The 16,822-nt window shown below is 75.2% G+C and carries 14 protein-coding genes; 6 read left to right on the top strand and 8 right to left on the bottom strand.

Going from position 1 to position 16,822, the window contains the following annotated elements; all coding sequences use genetic code 11:
- Window positions 1–3: 3 nt before the first annotated feature.
- A complete protein-coding gene (locus ACWGN5_RS08705) occupies window positions 4–1,479 on the top strand; it encodes a sigma-70 family RNA polymerase sigma factor (RefSeq protein WP_453512519.1) in 1,476 nt (491 codons plus the stop codon).
- 12 nt (window positions 1,480–1,491) lie between these two features.
- On the opposite strand, the gene ACWGN5_RS08700 is transcribed toward ACWGN5_RS08705, so the two are convergent.
- The 4 genes from ACWGN5_RS08700 to ACWGN5_RS08685 form a co-directional block, all read right to left on the bottom strand.
- Window positions 1,492–2,154, bottom strand: coding sequence for a CAP domain-containing protein (locus ACWGN5_RS08700; protein ID WP_453512517.1), 663 nt, complete (start codon window positions 2,152–2,154; stop codon window positions 1,492–1,494).
- Between the two features lie 138 nt (window positions 2,155–2,292).
- Window positions 2,293–3,165, bottom strand: a complete 873-nt coding sequence (locus tag ACWGN5_RS08695) for a universal stress protein (RefSeq protein WP_453512515.1) — start codon at window positions 3,163–3,165, stop codon at window positions 2,293–2,295.
- A gap of 141 nt (window positions 3,166–3,306) precedes the next feature.
- A complete protein-coding gene (locus tag ACWGN5_RS08690) occupies window positions 3,307–4,665 on the bottom strand; it encodes an acyl-CoA dehydrogenase (RefSeq protein WP_453512512.1) in 1,359 nt (452 codons plus the stop codon).
- Between the two features lie 160 nt (window positions 4,666–4,825).
- Window positions 4,826–5,281 carry an RrF2 family transcriptional regulator gene (locus ACWGN5_RS08685; RefSeq protein ID WP_351191744.1) on the bottom strand — a complete coding sequence of 152 codons (456 nt, stop codon included), beginning with the start codon at window positions 5,279–5,281 and terminating at the stop codon, window positions 4,826–4,828.
- A 505-nt stretch (window positions 5,282–5,786) separates the two neighbouring features.
- Here ACWGN5_RS08685 and ACWGN5_RS08680 point away from each other — a divergent pair.
- On the top strand, window positions 5,787–6,653 hold the full coding sequence (locus ACWGN5_RS08680) for a glutathione S-transferase C-terminal domain-containing protein (RefSeq protein ID WP_453512510.1): 867 nt from the start codon (window positions 5,787–5,789) through the stop codon (window positions 6,651–6,653).
- A 112-nt stretch (window positions 6,654–6,765) separates the two neighbouring features.
- Here ACWGN5_RS08680 and ACWGN5_RS08675 read toward each other — a convergent pair whose 3' ends face one another.
- Window positions 6,766–7,803, bottom strand: coding sequence for an NAD-dependent epimerase/dehydratase family protein (locus tag ACWGN5_RS08675; protein ID WP_453512508.1), 1,038 nt, complete (start codon window positions 7,801–7,803; stop codon window positions 6,766–6,768).
- Window positions 7,804–7,946: 143 nt separating this feature from the next.
- Between ACWGN5_RS08675 and ACWGN5_RS08670 the strand changes: the two genes are divergently transcribed.
- Window positions 7,947–8,192 (top strand): DUF5133 domain-containing protein, encoded by a 246-nt coding sequence (locus tag ACWGN5_RS08670; RefSeq protein WP_453512507.1) that lies wholly within the window; start codon window positions 7,947–7,949, stop codon window positions 8,190–8,192.
- Between the two features lie 88 nt (window positions 8,193–8,280).
- Window positions 8,281–10,674, top strand: coding sequence for an ATP-binding cassette domain-containing protein (locus ACWGN5_RS08665; RefSeq protein WP_453512505.1), 2,394 nt, complete (start codon window positions 8,281–8,283; stop codon window positions 10,672–10,674).
- A gap of 47 nt (window positions 10,675–10,721) precedes the next feature.
- Here ACWGN5_RS08665 and ACWGN5_RS08660 read toward each other — a convergent pair whose 3' ends face one another.
- Together ACWGN5_RS08660 and ACWGN5_RS08655 are read right to left on the bottom strand one after the other, a co-directional pair.
- Window positions 10,722–11,339, bottom strand: coding sequence for a DUF6058 family natural product biosynthesis protein (locus tag ACWGN5_RS08660; protein WP_453512503.1), 618 nt, complete (start codon window positions 11,337–11,339; stop codon window positions 10,722–10,724).
- A gap of 134 nt (window positions 11,340–11,473) precedes the next feature.
- The gene (locus tag ACWGN5_RS08655; protein WP_453512500.1) at window positions 11,474–12,760 is read right to left on the bottom strand and encodes a D-alanyl-D-alanine carboxypeptidase family protein; all 1,287 of its coding nucleotides are present in this window, start codon (window positions 12,758–12,760) and stop codon (window positions 11,474–11,476) included.
- Between the two features lie 375 nt (window positions 12,761–13,135).
- On the opposite strand from ACWGN5_RS08655, the gene ACWGN5_RS08650 reads away from it, so the two are divergent.
- Window positions 13,136–15,034 carry a potassium channel family protein gene (locus tag ACWGN5_RS08650; protein ID WP_453512568.1) on the top strand — a complete coding sequence of 633 codons (1,899 nt, stop codon included), beginning with the start codon at window positions 13,136–13,138 and terminating at the stop codon, window positions 15,032–15,034.
- A 233-nt stretch (window positions 15,035–15,267) separates the two neighbouring features.
- Window positions 15,268–16,473, top strand: a complete 1,206-nt coding sequence (locus tag ACWGN5_RS08645; RefSeq protein ID WP_453512566.1) for a cytochrome P450 family protein — start codon at window positions 15,268–15,270, stop codon at window positions 16,471–16,473.
- Between the two features lie 59 nt (window positions 16,474–16,532).
- On the opposite strand, the gene ACWGN5_RS08640 is transcribed toward ACWGN5_RS08645, so the two are convergent.
- On the bottom strand, window positions 16,533–16,778 hold the full coding sequence (locus ACWGN5_RS08640; RefSeq protein WP_189806716.1) for a hypothetical protein: 246 nt from the start codon (window positions 16,776–16,778) through the stop codon (window positions 16,533–16,535).
- Window positions 16,779–16,822 lie beyond the last annotated feature (44 nt).

Genomic DNA, 16,822 nt, shown 5'->3' with positions numbered 1-16,822 from the left:
CCCATGCACAGCGACGAGCGACGCACCACCGCGCTTGTGGAGGCGGCCAGGGCGGGTGACGAGGACGCCAGGGACACCCTGGTCCGCGACCACCTTCCGCTCGTCCACAACATCGTCGGCCGGGCCCTCGACGGCCACGCCGACACGGACGACATCGTCCAGGAGACGATGGTCCGCGCCCTCGACGGCCTCACCGGCCTCCGCGACCCCTCGCGCTTCCGGTCCTGGCTCGTCGCCATCGCCATGAACGGGATACGGCGCCGCTGGCACGAACACCGCCGGGCGCCCGTCCCGGGCCTCGACCGGGCCGCCGAGCTCGCCGACCCGGCCGGCGACTTCACCGAGCTCACCATCCTCCGCCTCGGCCTCTCCGGGCAGCGCCGCGACGTGGCCCGCGCGACCCGCTGGCTCGACGAGGACGACGCCGAACTCCTCGCCCTGTGGTGGCTGGAGGCCGCCGGCGAACTCACCCGCGCCGAGCTCGCCGAAGGCCTCGGCGTCACCCCGGCGCACGCCGCCGTCCGCGTCCAGCGGATGAGGGAACGCCTCGACACCGGCCGCGCCGTGGTCCGCGCCCTGGACGCGCTGCCGCCCTGCCCGGAACTCACCGAGACCGTCGCGGCCTGGGACGGCCGGCCCTCCCCGCTCTGGCGCAAGCGGATCGCCCGCCATCTGCGCACCTGCGCCGCCTGCACCTCCCGCGCGAGCGGCCGCAGCGGCCTCGCCCCCGTCGAGGGCCTCCTCGTCGGCATCGGCCTCGTCCCGCCGCTCACCGTCGCGGCGAAGCTCGCGGACGCACCCGCGGTGGAGTACACGGCGTATACGGAGACCCCCTCCGTACGGGGCGACCGCTGGACCCCCCTCCGCCGCGCCACCGTCGCCGGCGTGGCGGCCGTCGCCGTCCTCGGAGCCGCCGCCCTCCTCGTACCGTCGCGGCCGGAGACACGGATCAGGCCGGACCGGCCCGCCGCCGGGCCCCCGGCGACGACCGCCCCGGCCACGGTCTCCCCGAGCCCGGTGGCCACCGTCGCCGCCCCCGCGCCGACGACCGCCGTCCCCACACCCCGGCACACCACGCGCCCGGCGCCGGCCGCCGACCCGGGGGAGCGGGTCACCGCGCTCGTCAACCGGCTCCGGGCGAAGGCCGGTTGCGCCCCGCTGCGGACCGACCCCCGGCTCGTCGAGGCGGCCCGCGGCTACGCCCGGGACATGGCCGCGCGCGGCTACTACGGGCACAGCAGCCCCGAGGGCGAGTACGCGGACGCGCGGATCACCGCCGCCGGATACGACTGGAGCGCCTGGGCCGAGAACCTGGCACTCGGCGCGACCGATCCGGAGAGCGTCGTCGAGGACTGGCGGGGCGACGCGATGCACGAGCGGAACATGCTCGACTGCCGGTACCGGGACACCGGCGTGGCGTCGGTGCCAGGCCCCGACGGACGGATCTGGGTGCAGAAACTGGCCGCCCCCGCCCCCTGACCCCGGGGACGCTCAGCGTCTGGTACCGAAGTCCTGTACCCACCAGGGGCCGTTGGCGGCGAGGGTCACCCCGACGCCGACGTCCTTGAACGAGCAGTTCAGGATGTTCGCCCGGTGCCCGGGACTGTCCATCCAGTCCGCCATGGCCCGGGCCGGGGTCTTCGGCCCGCGGTGGATGTTCTCCCCCCAGGTCGACCAGGCGTACCCGGCGCCGATGATCCGGTCGCCCGCGTCCCGGCCGTCCGGGCTGTGGTGCTCGTAGTAGTCGCGGGCGGCCATGTCGTCGGCGTGCCCCTGCGCGGCGGCCCGCAGGTGCCCCTCGGAACGGAGCGGGCCGCAACCGGCCTTCTCGCGCTCGGCGTTGGCGAGCTCCACGACGTCCCGCACGAACCCGGCGGCCTTCCCGGCGGCCGCCGTCGGCCGGTCCGGGGCGACGGCCGCGGCGGCCGTCGTGCCGGTCGCGGGAGTGGCCACGTACATCCCGGTCGCCACCGTGAGCACCACGGCCGCGGCTCCGCCGAGGGTGACGGCGGTACGGAACGACGGACGGCGCGGGACGTGCCGCCGCAGCCCGCCCGTTCTCCGGTGCCTGCCCGCGGCGGAGGGCCGGGGGCTCGCGAAGCGGTCGGTGGCGTCGTGCTCTTCGGGCTGGCCGGGACGGTCGTGGTGCCGCATGGAGCTCCGCTCTCTCGCCGGGGTCGCCGTTCGGTCCGGCGCTCGGAGAGCCACCGGGGCGACGGCGGTAAGACTTTCCGGCCCCGGCCGCCCCGACACTCCTCGTCAACGCGGCGAGTCAATCCACGTCCGAGCCTGTCAGCCCTGCGGGATCACCGCCACCGGACAGGGCGCCAGGTGGAGCGCGGCGTGCGCCACCGAACCGATCCGCGGCCCGACGGCCCCGCGCCGGGCACGCCGGCCGACCACCAGGAGCTGGGCGCCGCCCGAGCCCGAGAGGAGCACCTGCCCCGCGCTGCCCAGCTCGACGTGCTCGGTGACCGGCACGGCCGGGTACCGCTCGCGCCAGGGGGCGAGCGCCTCCCGCAGCGCCTTCTCCTCGTACGGGACGAGCCCGCCGGCCTCGTCCGCGAGCCGCATCGACGCCGGGCTGTACGCGTACAGCGGCGGCAGGCTCCACGCGCGCACGGCCCGCACCGCCGCCCCGCGCGCGGCGGCGGTCTCGAAGGCGAAGCCGAGCGCGGCCGCGCTGTCCTCCGGGCTGCCCAGCTGACCGACCAGCACGTACCCCGACGGCGGTTCGGCCCGCTCGCCGTCACGGGACCGGACGGCGACGACGGGGCGGGTGGCGCCGGCGATGATCTGCTGCCCGTACGAGCCGAGGAGGAAGCCGGTGACGGCTCCGTGTCCGCGCGAGCCGATGACGAGCAGCTCGGCCCGCTCCTCGGTGCCGAGCAGCGCGGCGACCGGGGTGTCGGGGAGCAGCTCGGACGTGAGGTCGAGCCCCGGGTGGCGCTCGGCGAGCGCGGCCTCGGCCTCGCGCAGCACCGCGTACGCCGCGCGCTGCTGCTCCTCGGGGTCCTGCTCCAGGGCGATGTCGAGCGGTTCCCAGCGCCACGCGTGCGCGAGCCGTAGCGGGATGCCCCGGTGCAGGGCCTCGCGGGCGGCCCAGTCGGCCGCGGCCAGGCTCTCCGGGGAACCGTCCACTCCTGCGACGATCTCACGACTCATCAGGCTGCCTCCGTCGGTGCGGTGACGGGCCCGCCGGGCGGCCGGCCCTGCTCCCTCCAGCTTGGGCCCTGAGGCGGTGCGAGGAGAGGGCCGGAGGTCCCGACGTGCCGGTCCGTCCGGCCCTTCGGGCCGTATCGCTGCTCAGGCGAGCAGGGTGAGCCGGGCGTGGGTGCCGTTGAGGTAGTGGTCCCCGATGTCCCGGAGCCGGTGGGCCGCCTGGGTGGGCGCGGTGAGCGCGCGGGCGTTGCGCCAGAAGCGGTCGAAGCCCGGTCCGCCGCCCCGGACGTCGGCGCCCGTCGTGCCGTCGACGAGTTCCAGGATGCGGGTGGTGATGTGGACGGCCGCCCGGCCCGTGACGGTCTCGGCGGCCGCCACGAGGACGGCGATGTCGGCGCGCTCCTCCAGGCCGAGCGACCACTCGGCGAGCAGCCCCCGGGCGAGGGCGTCCGTCGCCCGCTCCACGACCGCGGCGGCGGCGTGCGCGGCCGTCGCCAGTTCCCCGTAGGCGAGGAGGAGGTACGGGTCGTCCCCCGCTCCGGCCGACGCGACGGCGTCCGCGGCCGCAGGGCCTCCGGGACGGTCGGCGAGGACGGGGCCCGCCTGCCCGGCGCGGCTGATGTCCCGGGCCTCGGCGAGCGCCCCCTCGGCGATGCCGAGCCCGACCTGGACGAGCAGCAGCCGCAGGGCGAGCGGTGCGAGGGTGGTGAAGGGCGCGACGGCGTGCTCGTCGTGCGGAAGGACCCCGAGGACGTGCCCGGGATCGACCGGGACGTGGTCGAAGGTGACGGTGCCGGCCCCGGCCAGACGCTGACCGACCCGGTCCGTGCCGGCGTCCGTGAACACCCCCGGGTGGGCCGGGTCCACGAGGACGACGAGCAGGTCGCCGGTGCCGCCGGGCCGCGCGCCGACGACGAGCCGGTCGGCGACGGTCACGCCGGAGGCGAAGGTGCGGCGTCCGTCGAGGATCCAGCCGCCGCCGGGACCGTCGGCGGGGGTGAGCGTGAGTCCGGGGCCGGTCTCGGCACGCGGCGGTTCGACGCCGCCGGCCAGCAGCCAGCGCTCCTCGGCCGTACACACGTCGAGGGAGAGCGCGGCGGCCGGTGCCGGGGAGTCCGCGTCTCCGGCCTCGTGCGCGGGGCCGAAGAAGCGGCTGCTCCAGGACAGCGCGTAGTGGTGGGCGAGGAGTTCCCCGACCGAGCTGTCGGCGGCCGAGATCTCCCGTACGACCGCACAGGCGGCCCGCCAGTCCGCGCCCCGCCGGGTCGGTCCCGGCGCGGTGAGGAGGGCGGGCAGGCCCGCCTCCTGAAGCCGGGCGACCTCGTCGAAGGGGGCCTTGCCGGCCCGGTCCCTGGCGAGGGCGTCGACGGCGAGGTCGTCGGCCAGCTCGCGGGTGACGCGGGGCCAGATCTCGTCGTCGGCGGGCCGGTCGACGGGCCGGCCGGGTGGAGCGGCGGCGGTGCGTATCGCTGGTCTCTTCGGCGATTTCCTCGGCGTACTCACGTCACCTCACCCGATCCCTAGTATCCCCACTGGAATAGTAGGGATACTGACAGAGGCGACCGCCCGGCCCCAAGGGGCGTCCACAGGCTGGACAGGCTCGTATTGGTGGGCGAGACGGTGTCAGATGCGCGCAGGTGGTGGAAGGTTGACCTCGTACGGGTCAGGGGTTGGTCCACGCCTCCGGATCGTCCGCGAGCGCGACGATCTCCGCCGGCAGCTTCGCCGCCGCGAGTTCCGCGAGGGACACCCCGAGCACCCCGCGGACACTCGCCCGCAGCGCGATCCACAGCGTCAGCAGCGACTCGGCGGGGCCCGTGTACGACAGCTCCGGCGGTCGCTCCCCGCGCACCGAGACCAGCGGGCCGTCCACGCAGCGGATGACGTCCGCGACCGAGATCGTCTCGGCCGGCCGGGCAAGCCAGTAGCCGCCGTTGCCGCCGCGCTGGCTCTGCACCAGACCGCCCTTGCGCATGTCGCCGAGGATGCCCTCAAGGAACTTGTGCGAGATGTCCTGGTCCACCGCGATGGCCTCGGCCTTCAGCGGCCCCGCGTCCTGGGCCGCGGCGAGCTGGAGGGCGGCCCGCACGGCGTAGTCGGCCCTGGCTGAAATGCGCATGCGCGCATTATTCCGCACGGACGTGACCGGATCCGCGCGCCCGGACCGCGGCCGGTCGGGCGAGATCCGTGGCTCGTGACCGCGGCGCGGGCGGCGGCGTCCGGGTGCCCGCTCCGGCGGACCGTTCCGCGCCCTGAGACGGGACGTACCGCACCCTTGACGCCGCCCGTGGCCCGCCGGACACTCAGGACGGGAAACCGAGCGAACAGGTAGGAAACCATGGGACGCACCGGCCGGAGGGACACCTCACCCGCCGTGCCCCTCCCGCGCTCGCTTCCCCTCACCTCCCGCAGACACATCGATCTGCTGCGGGTCTGCAGCGCCGCGAGTCGCCGTCCCCGCGCAGGCGTTCACCCCGTGCGCTGAGACGCCCACCGCGGTCCGCCCGTCTCCTCTTCCCGTACCTCTGCTGCCCCCGGGCCCCGCGCGGCCGCCGCGTCACACCGTCGTGACCGGGCCGCCGCCCGCCGCCCGGCCCAGCACCGAGCACCCCCAAGGGAGAAGCATGTCCGTCGTCGTCCCGTCCTCGCTCCTGCCCGCCTCCGCCGTGCCCGCCTTCCGGGGCCGGATCGGGCGCGACGCGAGCAGCGGCCACTACGCCGTGCCGCACCGCTACCGCCTCCACGTCGACCCGTCCGACCCCCGGTGTCTGAGCATCGCCCTCACCCACGGCCTCCTCGGACTCGACGACACCCTCCCGCTGACCGTGCTCCCCGGCACCCCCGACACGCCCGACGGCGGCTACGCCGTGCTCCGCCCGCTGTACGAGGCGAGCGCCCACCTCTACGCCGGGCCGGCCGCCGCGCCGGTACTCAGCGACGGATGGACCGGACGGATCGTCAGCACCCACGTCCCCGACATCCTCCGGGACCTCGCCCTGCGCTTCCGGGGCGACGGCCCCGACCTGCTGCCCGAGGAGCACCGCGACGCCGTCGAAGCGATCGCCGACCTGTGCGAGCGGAGCGTCAACCGGGCCGCCCAGCACGCCGGCGAACTCGGCCTCGACGGCGAGGCCGCCCACCACGACCCGCTCACCGTCCTCTTCGCCGCGCTCGGCTCCCTGGAGCGCCGCCTCGCCCGCGCGCCGTACGTCCTCGGCGACGCGCCCACCGCCGCCGACGTGCACGTCTGGGTCACCCTCGTCCAGCTCGACACCGTCCACCGCTGGCACCTCGACGCCGCCGCCATGGACCGGGTCGCCGGACACCCCGCCCTGTGGGCCTACGCCCAGCGCCTCGCCGCCCGCCCCGAGTTCGCCCGCCACCTCGACATCGAGGCCCTGCTGCGCCGCCACCGCGCCCACTGCCGCGGCCGCGAGGCCGCGGGCGCCGGGATACGCCTCGTCGACTGGACCGCCGCGGCACCGCGCTGACGCGCGGGGAAGACGGGTCACGGCACGGCGCCGCCGCACCAGCAGACGGCGGGGCGCCGCAATCGCGCCGACACGGTACGGGACAGCCGGGGCGCCGCATCGCGTCGGCGTGTCAGCCGAAGCGGTGGCCCGCGAGGGGGGCCGTGTCGTCGCCCGAGCCCGTGCGGACCCCGCGCAGGAACGCCTCCAGGGCCTCCAGGGAGCTCGCCGCCGGCTCCCAGCCCAGCTCCCGCCGGGCCCGCTCGGTGGCGAGCAGCGGCAGGTGCCGCAGCGCGTCGAAGAGCCCCGGGGAGGCCGGGGCGAGCCGCAGCCGCCAGGCCGCCGCCAAGGCACCCCGTACCGCCCCGGCCGGCACCTTCACCGGCCGGGCGTGCAGCAGTCCACCCAGCGCCGCGGCGTCGATCACCGGCTCCGCGGCCAGGTTGAACGCGCCCCGGACGTCCCTCAGGAGCGCCCTCCGGTAGGCGTCCGCCGCGTCCTCCGTGTGCAGGACCTGGAAGCGCAGCCCCTCGAACTCCGGGAGCAGCGGCAGCAGATCGGGCCGCACCAGCTGCCCCGGGAAGAACCGCCCCGCGAAGATCCGCCGCTGCCCGCTCGCCGACTCCTCCTTGAAGAGGAACGCCGGCCGCATCCGCACCACCCGGGTCAGCGGATGGTCCCGCTCGAAGGTGTCGAGGACCCGTTCCAGATAGGCCTTCTCCCGGGTGTACGCGGCGCCCGGCCAGCCGTGCGTCGGCCATGCCTCGGACACCGGGGCGCCGCCCTCGGGACCGGGGGAGTAGGCCCCCACCGAGGAGGCGTGCACCAGGACCGGCACCCGTGCCGCCGCCACCGCGTCGAAGAGCCGGACCGCGCCCAGGACGTTGGTCCCCCAGGTCTCCACCGGGTCGTGCGTCGGCCCGAACCGCCAGGCCAGGTGCACCACCGCGTCCGCGTCCGCCACGTACTGCGCGAGCCGCGGCGCGTCCCCCTCCCGGGAGAGGTCCAGCTCGGCCCACTCCACCCCCGGGAGGTCGAGCCCCGGCCTGCGCCGGGCCAGACCGAGGACCGAGCCGACGCCCGGATCGCCCGCCAGGAGCCGGACCAGGCTCGTTCCCACGTTGCCGGTGGCGCCCGTGACGACGACGCGCCCAAGCGTGCTCGGGTTCATGTCTCCGACCCTCCGCCATCGGCGCCGGAAGCGCATTCCGGCGGCCTGCCCGTACCTCCCCGCTCACGGAGCGTGTCCGTACGGTTCGCGGGTGCGGCCGACGACCGCGACTATGAAGCGACTCAGGAGACAGGAGAACGGCCATGCTGCTGCCCGACAGGAACACCGTCGAACGGCTGCTCCGGCACTTCCGAGCCCAGGAGCGGAGCGTGCTGGACAGGCCGGGCGACCTGTCGGCCCGCCGGCGCTTCGAGGACACGGCGTACACCCTGTGCGTCCTCATGGGAGAACGCACCGCTCGCGAGGCCGTCCTCGCCGCCGAGCGGTACGTGGCCTCGGCGGGAGATCAGGAATCGAGAAGCATCGTCATCGTGCCGCCACTAGCGTGACAGCCATGACCTTCGCTCACGTGCTCGACGCGCTCGGCCACGGGCGCGAAGGATCACCGTCAGGAACCGCGCGAAGGCTGGAGACCCGATGAGCAAGGCCCCGAGGGCGGACGAGCAGGCGTCCGTGCCCCACGCCGCCGACCGGCACGACCTGATCCGCGTGCACGGCGCGCGCGAGAACAACCTCAAGGACGTGAGCATCGAGATCCCGAAGCGCCGCCTGACCGTCTTCACCGGCGTCTCCGGCTCGGGCAAGAGCTCCCTCGTGTTCGACACGATCGCCGCCGAGTCGCAGCGGCTGATCAACGAGACGTACAGCGCCTTCGTCCAGGGCTTCATGCCGACCCTGGCGCGGCCCGAGGTCGACGTCCTCGACGGGCTGACCACCGCGATCACCGTCGACCAGCAGCGGATGGGCTCCGACCCCCGCTCCACCGTCGGCACCGCCACCGACGCCAACGCGATGCTCCGCATCCTGTTCAGCCGGCTCGGCGAGCCGCACATCGGCCCGCCGAGCGCCTACTCCTTCAACGTCGCCTCGGTGTCGGCCAGCGGCGGGTTCACGGTCGACCGCGGTGCGGAGAAGACCAAGACGGAGAAGGTGAGCTTCAACCGCACGGGCGGCATGTGCACGCACTGCGAAGGCCGCGGCACCGTCACCGACATCGACCTCACCCAGCTCTACGACGACTCCAAGTCGCTGAACGAGGACCCGTTCACCATCCCCACCTACACCGGGGGCGGCTGGGTGGTGCGGGTCATCACCGAGTCGGGCTTCTTCGACCCGGACAAGCCGATCCGCAAGTACACCAAGAAGGAGCGGCAGGACTTCCTGTACCGCGAGCCGACCAAGGTGAAGATCAACGGCATCAACCTCACCTACGAGGGGCTGATCCCCAAGCTCCAGAAGTCGATGCTCTCCAAGGACCCCGAGGCGATGCAGCCGCACATCCGGGCCTTCGTGGAGCGGGCGGTCACCTTCACCACCTGCCCCGAGTGCGACGGCACCCGGCTCAGCGAGGGGGCCAGGTCGTCGAGGATCGGGAAGATCAGCATCGCCGACGCCTGCGCGATGGAGATCAGGGACCTCGCGGAATGGGTCCGCGGCCTGGAGGAGCCCTCGGTGGCGCCGCTGCTCGCCGCGCTCCGGCACAGCCTCGACTCGTTCGTGGAGATCGGCCTCGGCTACCTCTCCCTCGACCGGGCGGCGGGCACGCTGTCCGGCGGCGAGGCGCAGCGCGTGAAGATGATCCGGCACCTCGGCTCCTCGCTCACGGACGTCACGTACGTCTTCGACGAGCCCACCATCGGCCTGCACCCCCACGACATCCAGCGGATGAACGACCTGCTCCTGCGGCTGCGGGACAAGGGCAACACGGTGCTCGTCGTCGAGCACAAGCCCGAGGCGATCGCGATCGCCGACCACGTCGTCGACCTGGGCCCCGGAGCCGGCACGGCGGGCGGCACCATCTGCTTCGAGGGCACCCTCGAGGAGCTGCGCGCCAGCGACACCATCACCGGCCGCCACCTCGACGACCGGGCCTCCCTCAAGGAGACGGTGCGTACGGCGACCGGCAAGCTGGCGATCCGCGGTGCCACGGCGAACAACCTGCGCGACGTCGACGTCGACATCCCGCTCGGCGTGCTCACCGTCGTCACCGGCGTCGCGGGCTCCGGCAAGAGCTCCCTCGTGCACGGCTCGATCCCGGCCGACGAGGGCGTCGTCTCGGTCGACCAGACGCCGATCCGCGGCTCGCGCCGGAGCAACCCGGCGACGTACACCGGACTGCTCGACCCGATCCGCAAGGCCTTCGCCAAGGCCAACGGCGTCAAGCCGGCGCTGTTCAGCGCCAACTCCGAGGGCGCCTGCCCCACCTGCAACGGCGCCGGCGTCGTCTACACCGACCTGGGGATGATGGCGGGCGTCGCCACCACCTGCGAGGACTGCGAGGGGAAGCGGTTCCAGCCCTCGGTCCTCGAGTACACGTTCGGCGGCCGCGACATCAGCGAGGTGCTCGCCATGTCGGTGACCGAGGCCGAGGAGTTCTTCGCCGACGGCGAGGCGCGCACCCCGGCCGCGCACAGGATCCTCGACCGCCTGGCCGACGTCGGCCTCGGCTACCTCACCCTCGGCCAGCCGCTCACCACCCTGTCCGGCGGCGAGCGGCAGCGGCTCAAGCTGGCCACGCACATGGGCGACAAGGGCGGCGTCTACGTCCTCGACGAGCCGACCACCGGCCTCCACCTCGCCGACGTCGAGCAACTGCTCGGCCTGCTGGACCGGCTCGTCGACGCCGGCAAGTCGGTCATCGTCATCGAGCACCACCAGGCCGTCATGGCGCACGCCGACTGGATCGTCGATCTCGGTCCCGGCGCCGGCCACGACGGCGGCCGGGTCGTCTTCGAGGGCACCCCGGCGGAGCTCGTCGCCGCCCACTCCACCCTCACCGGCGAGCACCTCGCGCGGTACGTCGGCGCCTGACCCGCTCGCGGGCGGCCCCCGGGGGCCACCGGCCACCGGGTCGCCGCCTAGGCCGTACGGGGAAAGAGCGCCCGGGGCGCGTCCACGCAGGTGTCCCGCGAGGTGGGGCCGCCGAAGCGCAGCCGGTCGTACGCCGTGAACGCCGGCTCCAGGGCGTCGAGCGCGTCCACGCGCGCGTGGAGGGCGTCGCGCCACTCCGGCGAGGGATCGGTCACGCCGGCCGCGAGACGCTCGGTGATCTCCGCCGTCAGCCGCTCCTTGCGGAGGATGTTCGCCGGAGTCACCTCGTGCAGGCAGACGTACTGGCCGCTCAGATACGCCGCCCACTCCTCCTCGCCCCGGGCCGGGTCCTCCCAGTGCCCGGTGAACCAGGCACGCAGACGGTCGGCACCACCGGCCGCCTCGGCGAGCGCGAACAGATCGTGCGGCACCATCTCGGCGCCGTCCGACCGCAGATAGCCCGGCAGCGGCAGCAGGCCCGCGAGCATCAGCCCCCGGACCTCGTCGGCGTCCCGGCCCAGTCGGCCGCACAGCGTGTCCAGCGGGACGAACTGGGCGGAGACGTACGCGTCGTCGGCGGCGGTCATCGGATGCCGGCCGTTCACCTCGCGGAACCGCTCGGCGATCTCGGCGATCCGTACGGCGGCGGCCGTGCTGTCCGTCATCGGTCACTCCTCGGGAAGGCCGTCCGGTCGGTCCCGGACGGTGTTCCCGCAGGCTAGAAGCCGGACCGTGCGGCGCCCGCCGAACCGTCACCGACCAGGCCGGGTCCGCCGTCCGCCCCCGTGGGACTGCGCGTTCAGGCCCGGCGGGCTGTCCTGCGCCGCCACCCCCACAGGGCGAGCGCCGCAGCGCAGGCCGAGCCCACCAGGGTGAGCGGAAGTCCGGCCGACGGGCTCGACGCCTCCGCCGCCGGGGCCTTCCTGCCGGGCGCGGCCAGTGCCTCCGCCGCCGGCTCGGCGCCCGCCCGGGGCGCCACCGGTGCCACCGGCGCCGCCTTCGTCCCGTGCCCCTCGCGGGCCACCGACACGGCCCGCGTGCCCGCGTCGGCCGCCGCCTTCACCCGCACCGGTGCGAGCGAGCCCACCGGCTGTACCCGCCCCGCCGCCTCGAAGCCCCAGTCGAGCAGCTCCCGCGCCTCCTCGTACACGGCGAACCCGCCGCCCTCCTGAGGATTCATCACCGAGACGACGAGCGTCCGGTCGCCCCGCCGGGCGGCCGAGATCAGGGTGTTGCCCGCGTTGCTCGTGTAGCCGTTCTTGATGCCCAGGAGCCCCGGGTAGCGCTCCACCCCGTCCGCGCCCGTGAGGAGCCGGTTGGTGTTGGCGATCCCGTACGACCAGGAGCCCGCCGGGAAGTCCGCGTACGCCGTCGAGCAGTACCGGGCGAACACCGGGTCCTGGAGGCCCATCCGGCCGAACACCGCCAGGTCGTACGCGGAGGACACCTGGCCGGGGGCGTCGTAGCCGTCGGGCGAGACCACATGGGTGTCCTCGGCGCCCAGGGAGCGGGCCTTCTCCTGCATCTGCCGGGTCATCGACTCCCAGCCGCCGTTCATCTCCGCCAGGACGTGCACGGCGTCGTTCCCCGAGCTCAGGAAGACCCCGTTCCACAGGTCCGAGACCTTGTACGTGTACCCCTCCTTCACGCCGACCAGGCTGCTCCCGGCGCCGATCCCGGTCAGCTCGGCATCGGCCACGGTGTGCAGCTCGGAGGGCTTGTGGTGGGGGAGCGCGGTGAGCGCGAACAGGGCCTTGAGGGTGCTGGCCGGCGGCAGCTTCCGGTGCGCGTTCCGGGCGGCGAGCACCTCGCCCGAGGAGGCGTCCGCCACCACCCACGACAGGGCGGACACCGAGGGCACGGAGGGCGCGCCCGGCAGCCGCTGCACCTGCGTGCCCTTCCGGTCGAGCCGCGCCGGGTCGACGTACTGGCGCGCGGGCGGGGTGGGCTCCCCGACCGTCCTCGCGACGGAGGAGGCGGGAGTGGCGGGAGTGGCGGGAGAGGCGGCGGCCGCCGGGACGGGCAGCACGAGCAGCAGCGCCGCGGAACCGGCGGCGGCATGACGGACAGCTGACGTGACGATCATTCAGCCACCGTAGGAAGGAGCTGCGGACCCCGCAGATCGAAGTGCGCCGACCGGCGTAGCGGGCGTGGCGTTCGGCGGCGCGTCGTGGTCCGCCCGGGTGGTTCCGGCCCGCGGGAACCCGCCGCCGAGTCCGCCCCGACGCACCGTCGGAGCCGCCACGGGGCCCCGGCGAGAGGCCCCCGACCCGCTGTCGGTGGCGCAGGGCATCCTTGTGACGTGCCCTCATACCCGCAGCAGAGCAACGCCGTTCCGGACGGGACTCCGTCGGCGGCCCCCGCCGATCCGGCGGTCCGGTCCGTCCCCAGCCCCGCCGGTCCCTTCGGCGCGCCCGCGCTCCGGACCGACCGGCAGTCCCGCACCGCACCCGTCGGGCACATGATCGTGTGCGGCGACGACGCGCTCGCCCACCGCCTCGCGCGCGAGCTCCACGAGGTGTACGGGGAGCAGGTCACCCTCCTGGTGCCGGCGCTGCCCGACGCACCCCGCACACCCGCAGGACGCACCGGCCGGGCGCTCGCCCTCTTCGGACGGGTCACCGCCGCCGTCACCCGCACCACCGGGACCGGAGCGACGGCGGCGACCCCGGAGGACGGCGCCGAACCGACCGGCACCCTGCGGGTCGTCGAGTCGGCGGAGGCGGACGACCGCGCCCTGAGGGACGCCGGGGCGGAACGCGCCGCCGCCCTCGCCCTCGTCCACGAGGACGACGAGACCAACATCAGGGCCGCGCTCACCGCCCGCCGCCTCAACCCCCGGCTCCGCCTGGTGATCCGGCTCTACAACCGCAAGCTCGGCCAGCACCTGGAGACGCTCCTCGACCAGGCCGCGGCCGTCGCCGAACCCGGTCTCGACCCCGAGAAGCTCGACGCCGCCACCACGGTCCTGTCCGACGTCGACACCGCCGCCCCCGGCCTGGCCGCGGCCGCCGTCGCGGGCACCAGCAAGGTGGTCCAGGCCGGGGGACTGCTGCTGCACGCCGTCGACCGGCCGCCCGTCGCGGGCCAGGCACCCGACCCCGGGCTTTGCACGCTCGCCCTGCTCTCCGCCACCGCCGGCGACCCGGCCGGCTGCGAGGGCTCCGAGCGCAGCGGCGACGCGGGCCCGCGGCTCCTGCCGGACGACCGGACGGTGGCCGCCGCCACCGGTCGGGCCGCCGTCACCCTCGAAGCGGTCACCCCGGCCGGCCCGGCCCTGCCGGCGGGCCGGCTCGCCGCCTCGGCGCTGCCCGTCGCCTCGCTCTTCTCCCGCCGGCTGCGCTGGTCCCTCGGGGGCGCCTTCGCCGCCGTCCTGGCGCTCGCCCTCGCCTCCACCTTCACCACCGGCGACCACCCGCTGCACGCCGCCTATCTGACGCTCCTCGACGTCTTCGCCATCGGCGACCCGGCGGTCGGCGAGCCGACCAGCCGCCAGCTGCTCCAGATCCTCGCCGGGTTCGTCGGCCTCCTCCTGCTGCCCGTGATCGTCGCCGCCCTTCTCGAGGGCCTCGGCACCTTCCGTACCGCGACGACCCTGCGGCGTCCGCCGCGCGGACTCTCCGGCCACGTCGTCCTCCTCGGGCTCGGCAAGGTCGGCACCCGCGTCCTCGCCCGGCTCCGCCGACTGAACATCCCGGTGGTGTGCGTCGAATCCGACCCGGAGGCCCGGGGCATCGCGGTCGCCCGCCGGCTGCGCGTCCCCACCGTCATCGGCGACGTCACCGAGGAAGGCGTCCTGGAGGCGGCCCGCATCCACCGCGCCCACGCGCTCCTCGCCCTGACCAGCGTGGACATCACCAACCTGGAGGCCGCGCTCTCCGCCCGGGCCGTCACCCCCGACCTGCGGGTCGTGCTGCGCCTGTACGACGACGACTTCGCCACCGCCGTCTTCCGCACCCTGCGCACCGCCCACCCCGGGGCCCTCACCCGCAGCCGCAGCGTCTCCCACCTCGCCGCACCGGCCTTCGCGGGCGCCATGATGGGCCGCCAGGTCCTGGGCGCCGTGCCCGTCGAGCGCCGGGTCCTGCTCTTCGCCGCCGTGGACGTCGCCGACCATCCGCTCCTGGACGGCCGGACGGTCGCCGAGGCCTTCCGCCCGGGCGCCTGGCGGGTCATCGCCCTCGACGGACGCGCGGCCGGCTCGGCTGAGGGCTGGCGCCTCCGGCCGGAGCGGCTGCTGGGCGTGGGGGACCGCGTGGTGGTGGCCGCCACCCGCCGCGGCCTGGCCGAACTCCTCGGCCGCGGCGGCCGGGACGAGCGCGGTGCGCCGGACAACTCCGTACGGACGGAGCGGGGTTGACCGTAGGATCTGACCGCTCACGCGCCGAAACGGCCGGCGAGGGCCCGCAGCGATCCTCAACGGCCCTCAAAAGCCCGCAGCAGCCTCAACCGGCCCGCAAGGTCCCGCCGCGGCCCTCAACGGCCCGCAGAGAGCCCGCACGTGTCCGCGACGGCCCCGCATCCGCAGTCAGGAGTCCTTTCTTGAACACACCGCACGCCGCCACCCCCGCCGCCGGCCGCCCGCCGTACCGCATGGACCCGGCGGGGGGCTGCCCGCACGCGGCCAACGCCCGGCTGCTCGCCGAGGGCGCGGTGGCCCCGGTGGTCCTGCCCGGCGAGATCGAGGGCATGGCGGTGCTCGGCCACGACGCGCTCCGCGACTTCCTCTCGCACCCCGACGTCGCCAAGGGACCCCAGCACTTCACCGCCCTCGCCGAGGGCCGCATACCCGAGGGCTGGCCGCTGCTGACCTTCGCCACCGTCCCCGGCATGATCACCGCCGACGGAGCCGACCACCGCCGACTGCGCACCCTGGTCAGCAGCGCCTTCACCGCCCGCCGGGTCGAGGAGCTCCGCCCGCGCGTCGAGGCGGTCACCGCCGGACTCCTCGACGGGCTCGCCGAGGCCGCCCGCGCCGGCGACGGCGTCGCCGACCTCCGCCGCCACTACGCCCTTCCGCTGCCCCTCGGCGTCATCTGCGAACTCCTCGGCGTCGACCCGGCGCACCAGGACCGGCTGCACCACCTCTCCAGCCTGGTCGTCGCCACCGACACCGAACCGGCCACGGCGGTCGCCGCCAACCGCGAACTGATCGAGCTCCTGGGCTCCATCGCCGCCGCCAAGGCCGCCGCCCCCGGCGACGACCTCACCAGCGCGCTCATCGCCGCCCGTGACGAGGGCGGCGACCGGCTCAGCCAGCCCGAGCTCATCGGCACCCTGCTCCTGATGATCATCGCGGGCCACGAGACCACCCTGAACCTCGTCACCAACGCGGTCCGGGCGCTCTGCGCCCACCGCGACCAGCTGGCCCTGGTCACCGAGGGCCGCGCCCACTGGGCCGACGTGGTGGAGGAGACCCTCCGCTGGGACAGCCCGGTCAGCTACTTCCCGTTCCGCTACCCCACCCGCGACCTGACGGTCGACGGCACGGTCATCCCGAAGGGCACGCCGGTCCTCGCCGGATACTCGGCGGCGGGCCGTGACACGAAGGCCCACGGCCCGGACGCCGACCGCTTCGACATCACCCGCGCCGCGACGGTGAAGCACCTCTCGCTGGGGCACGGCCCCCACTACTGCCTGGGCGCCCCGCTCGCCCGGATGGAGGCCGCGATCGCCCTGGAAGCGCTGTTCACCCGCTTCCCCGAGCTGGACCTGGCGGTTCCGGAGACCGAGCTGACCCGCCACTCCGGCTTCGTCGGCAACAGCGTCCGGGCCCTCCCCGTCCGCCCGGGCGTCTGAGGCCACCGGCTCCGAAGAGCCGGCCCCGGGCCGGGGCGCCCGGCCCGGGGGCCGACGCGTCAACCGGTGCGCCCCCAGGCGGTCGCGGGGGAGGCGCGCAGGGAGGAGACGAGGCGCAGCAGCCGGTCCTCGTTCCCCGCGAGACCCGCGGCGCGCAGCGCCTCGTCCGCCTCCGCCATCGGATGGGTGAGCATCACCCCGGCGTACGGGGCGAGCTGCGGGTCGGTCAGCACGGCCTGAGTGGATTCGAGCAGCCGCAGGTACGCCTGGGCGGCCGCGCGCTCGCTGGCGGTGATCGTGGTCATGTCGGGCTCCCTCTCGACAGTTCGGCGCTCACCACCCTCTCGTA

The sequence above is a fragment of the Streptomyces sp. NPDC055815 genome, assembly GCF_053616475.1.
This window is presented reverse-complemented; position numbering and strand designations above follow the sequence as displayed.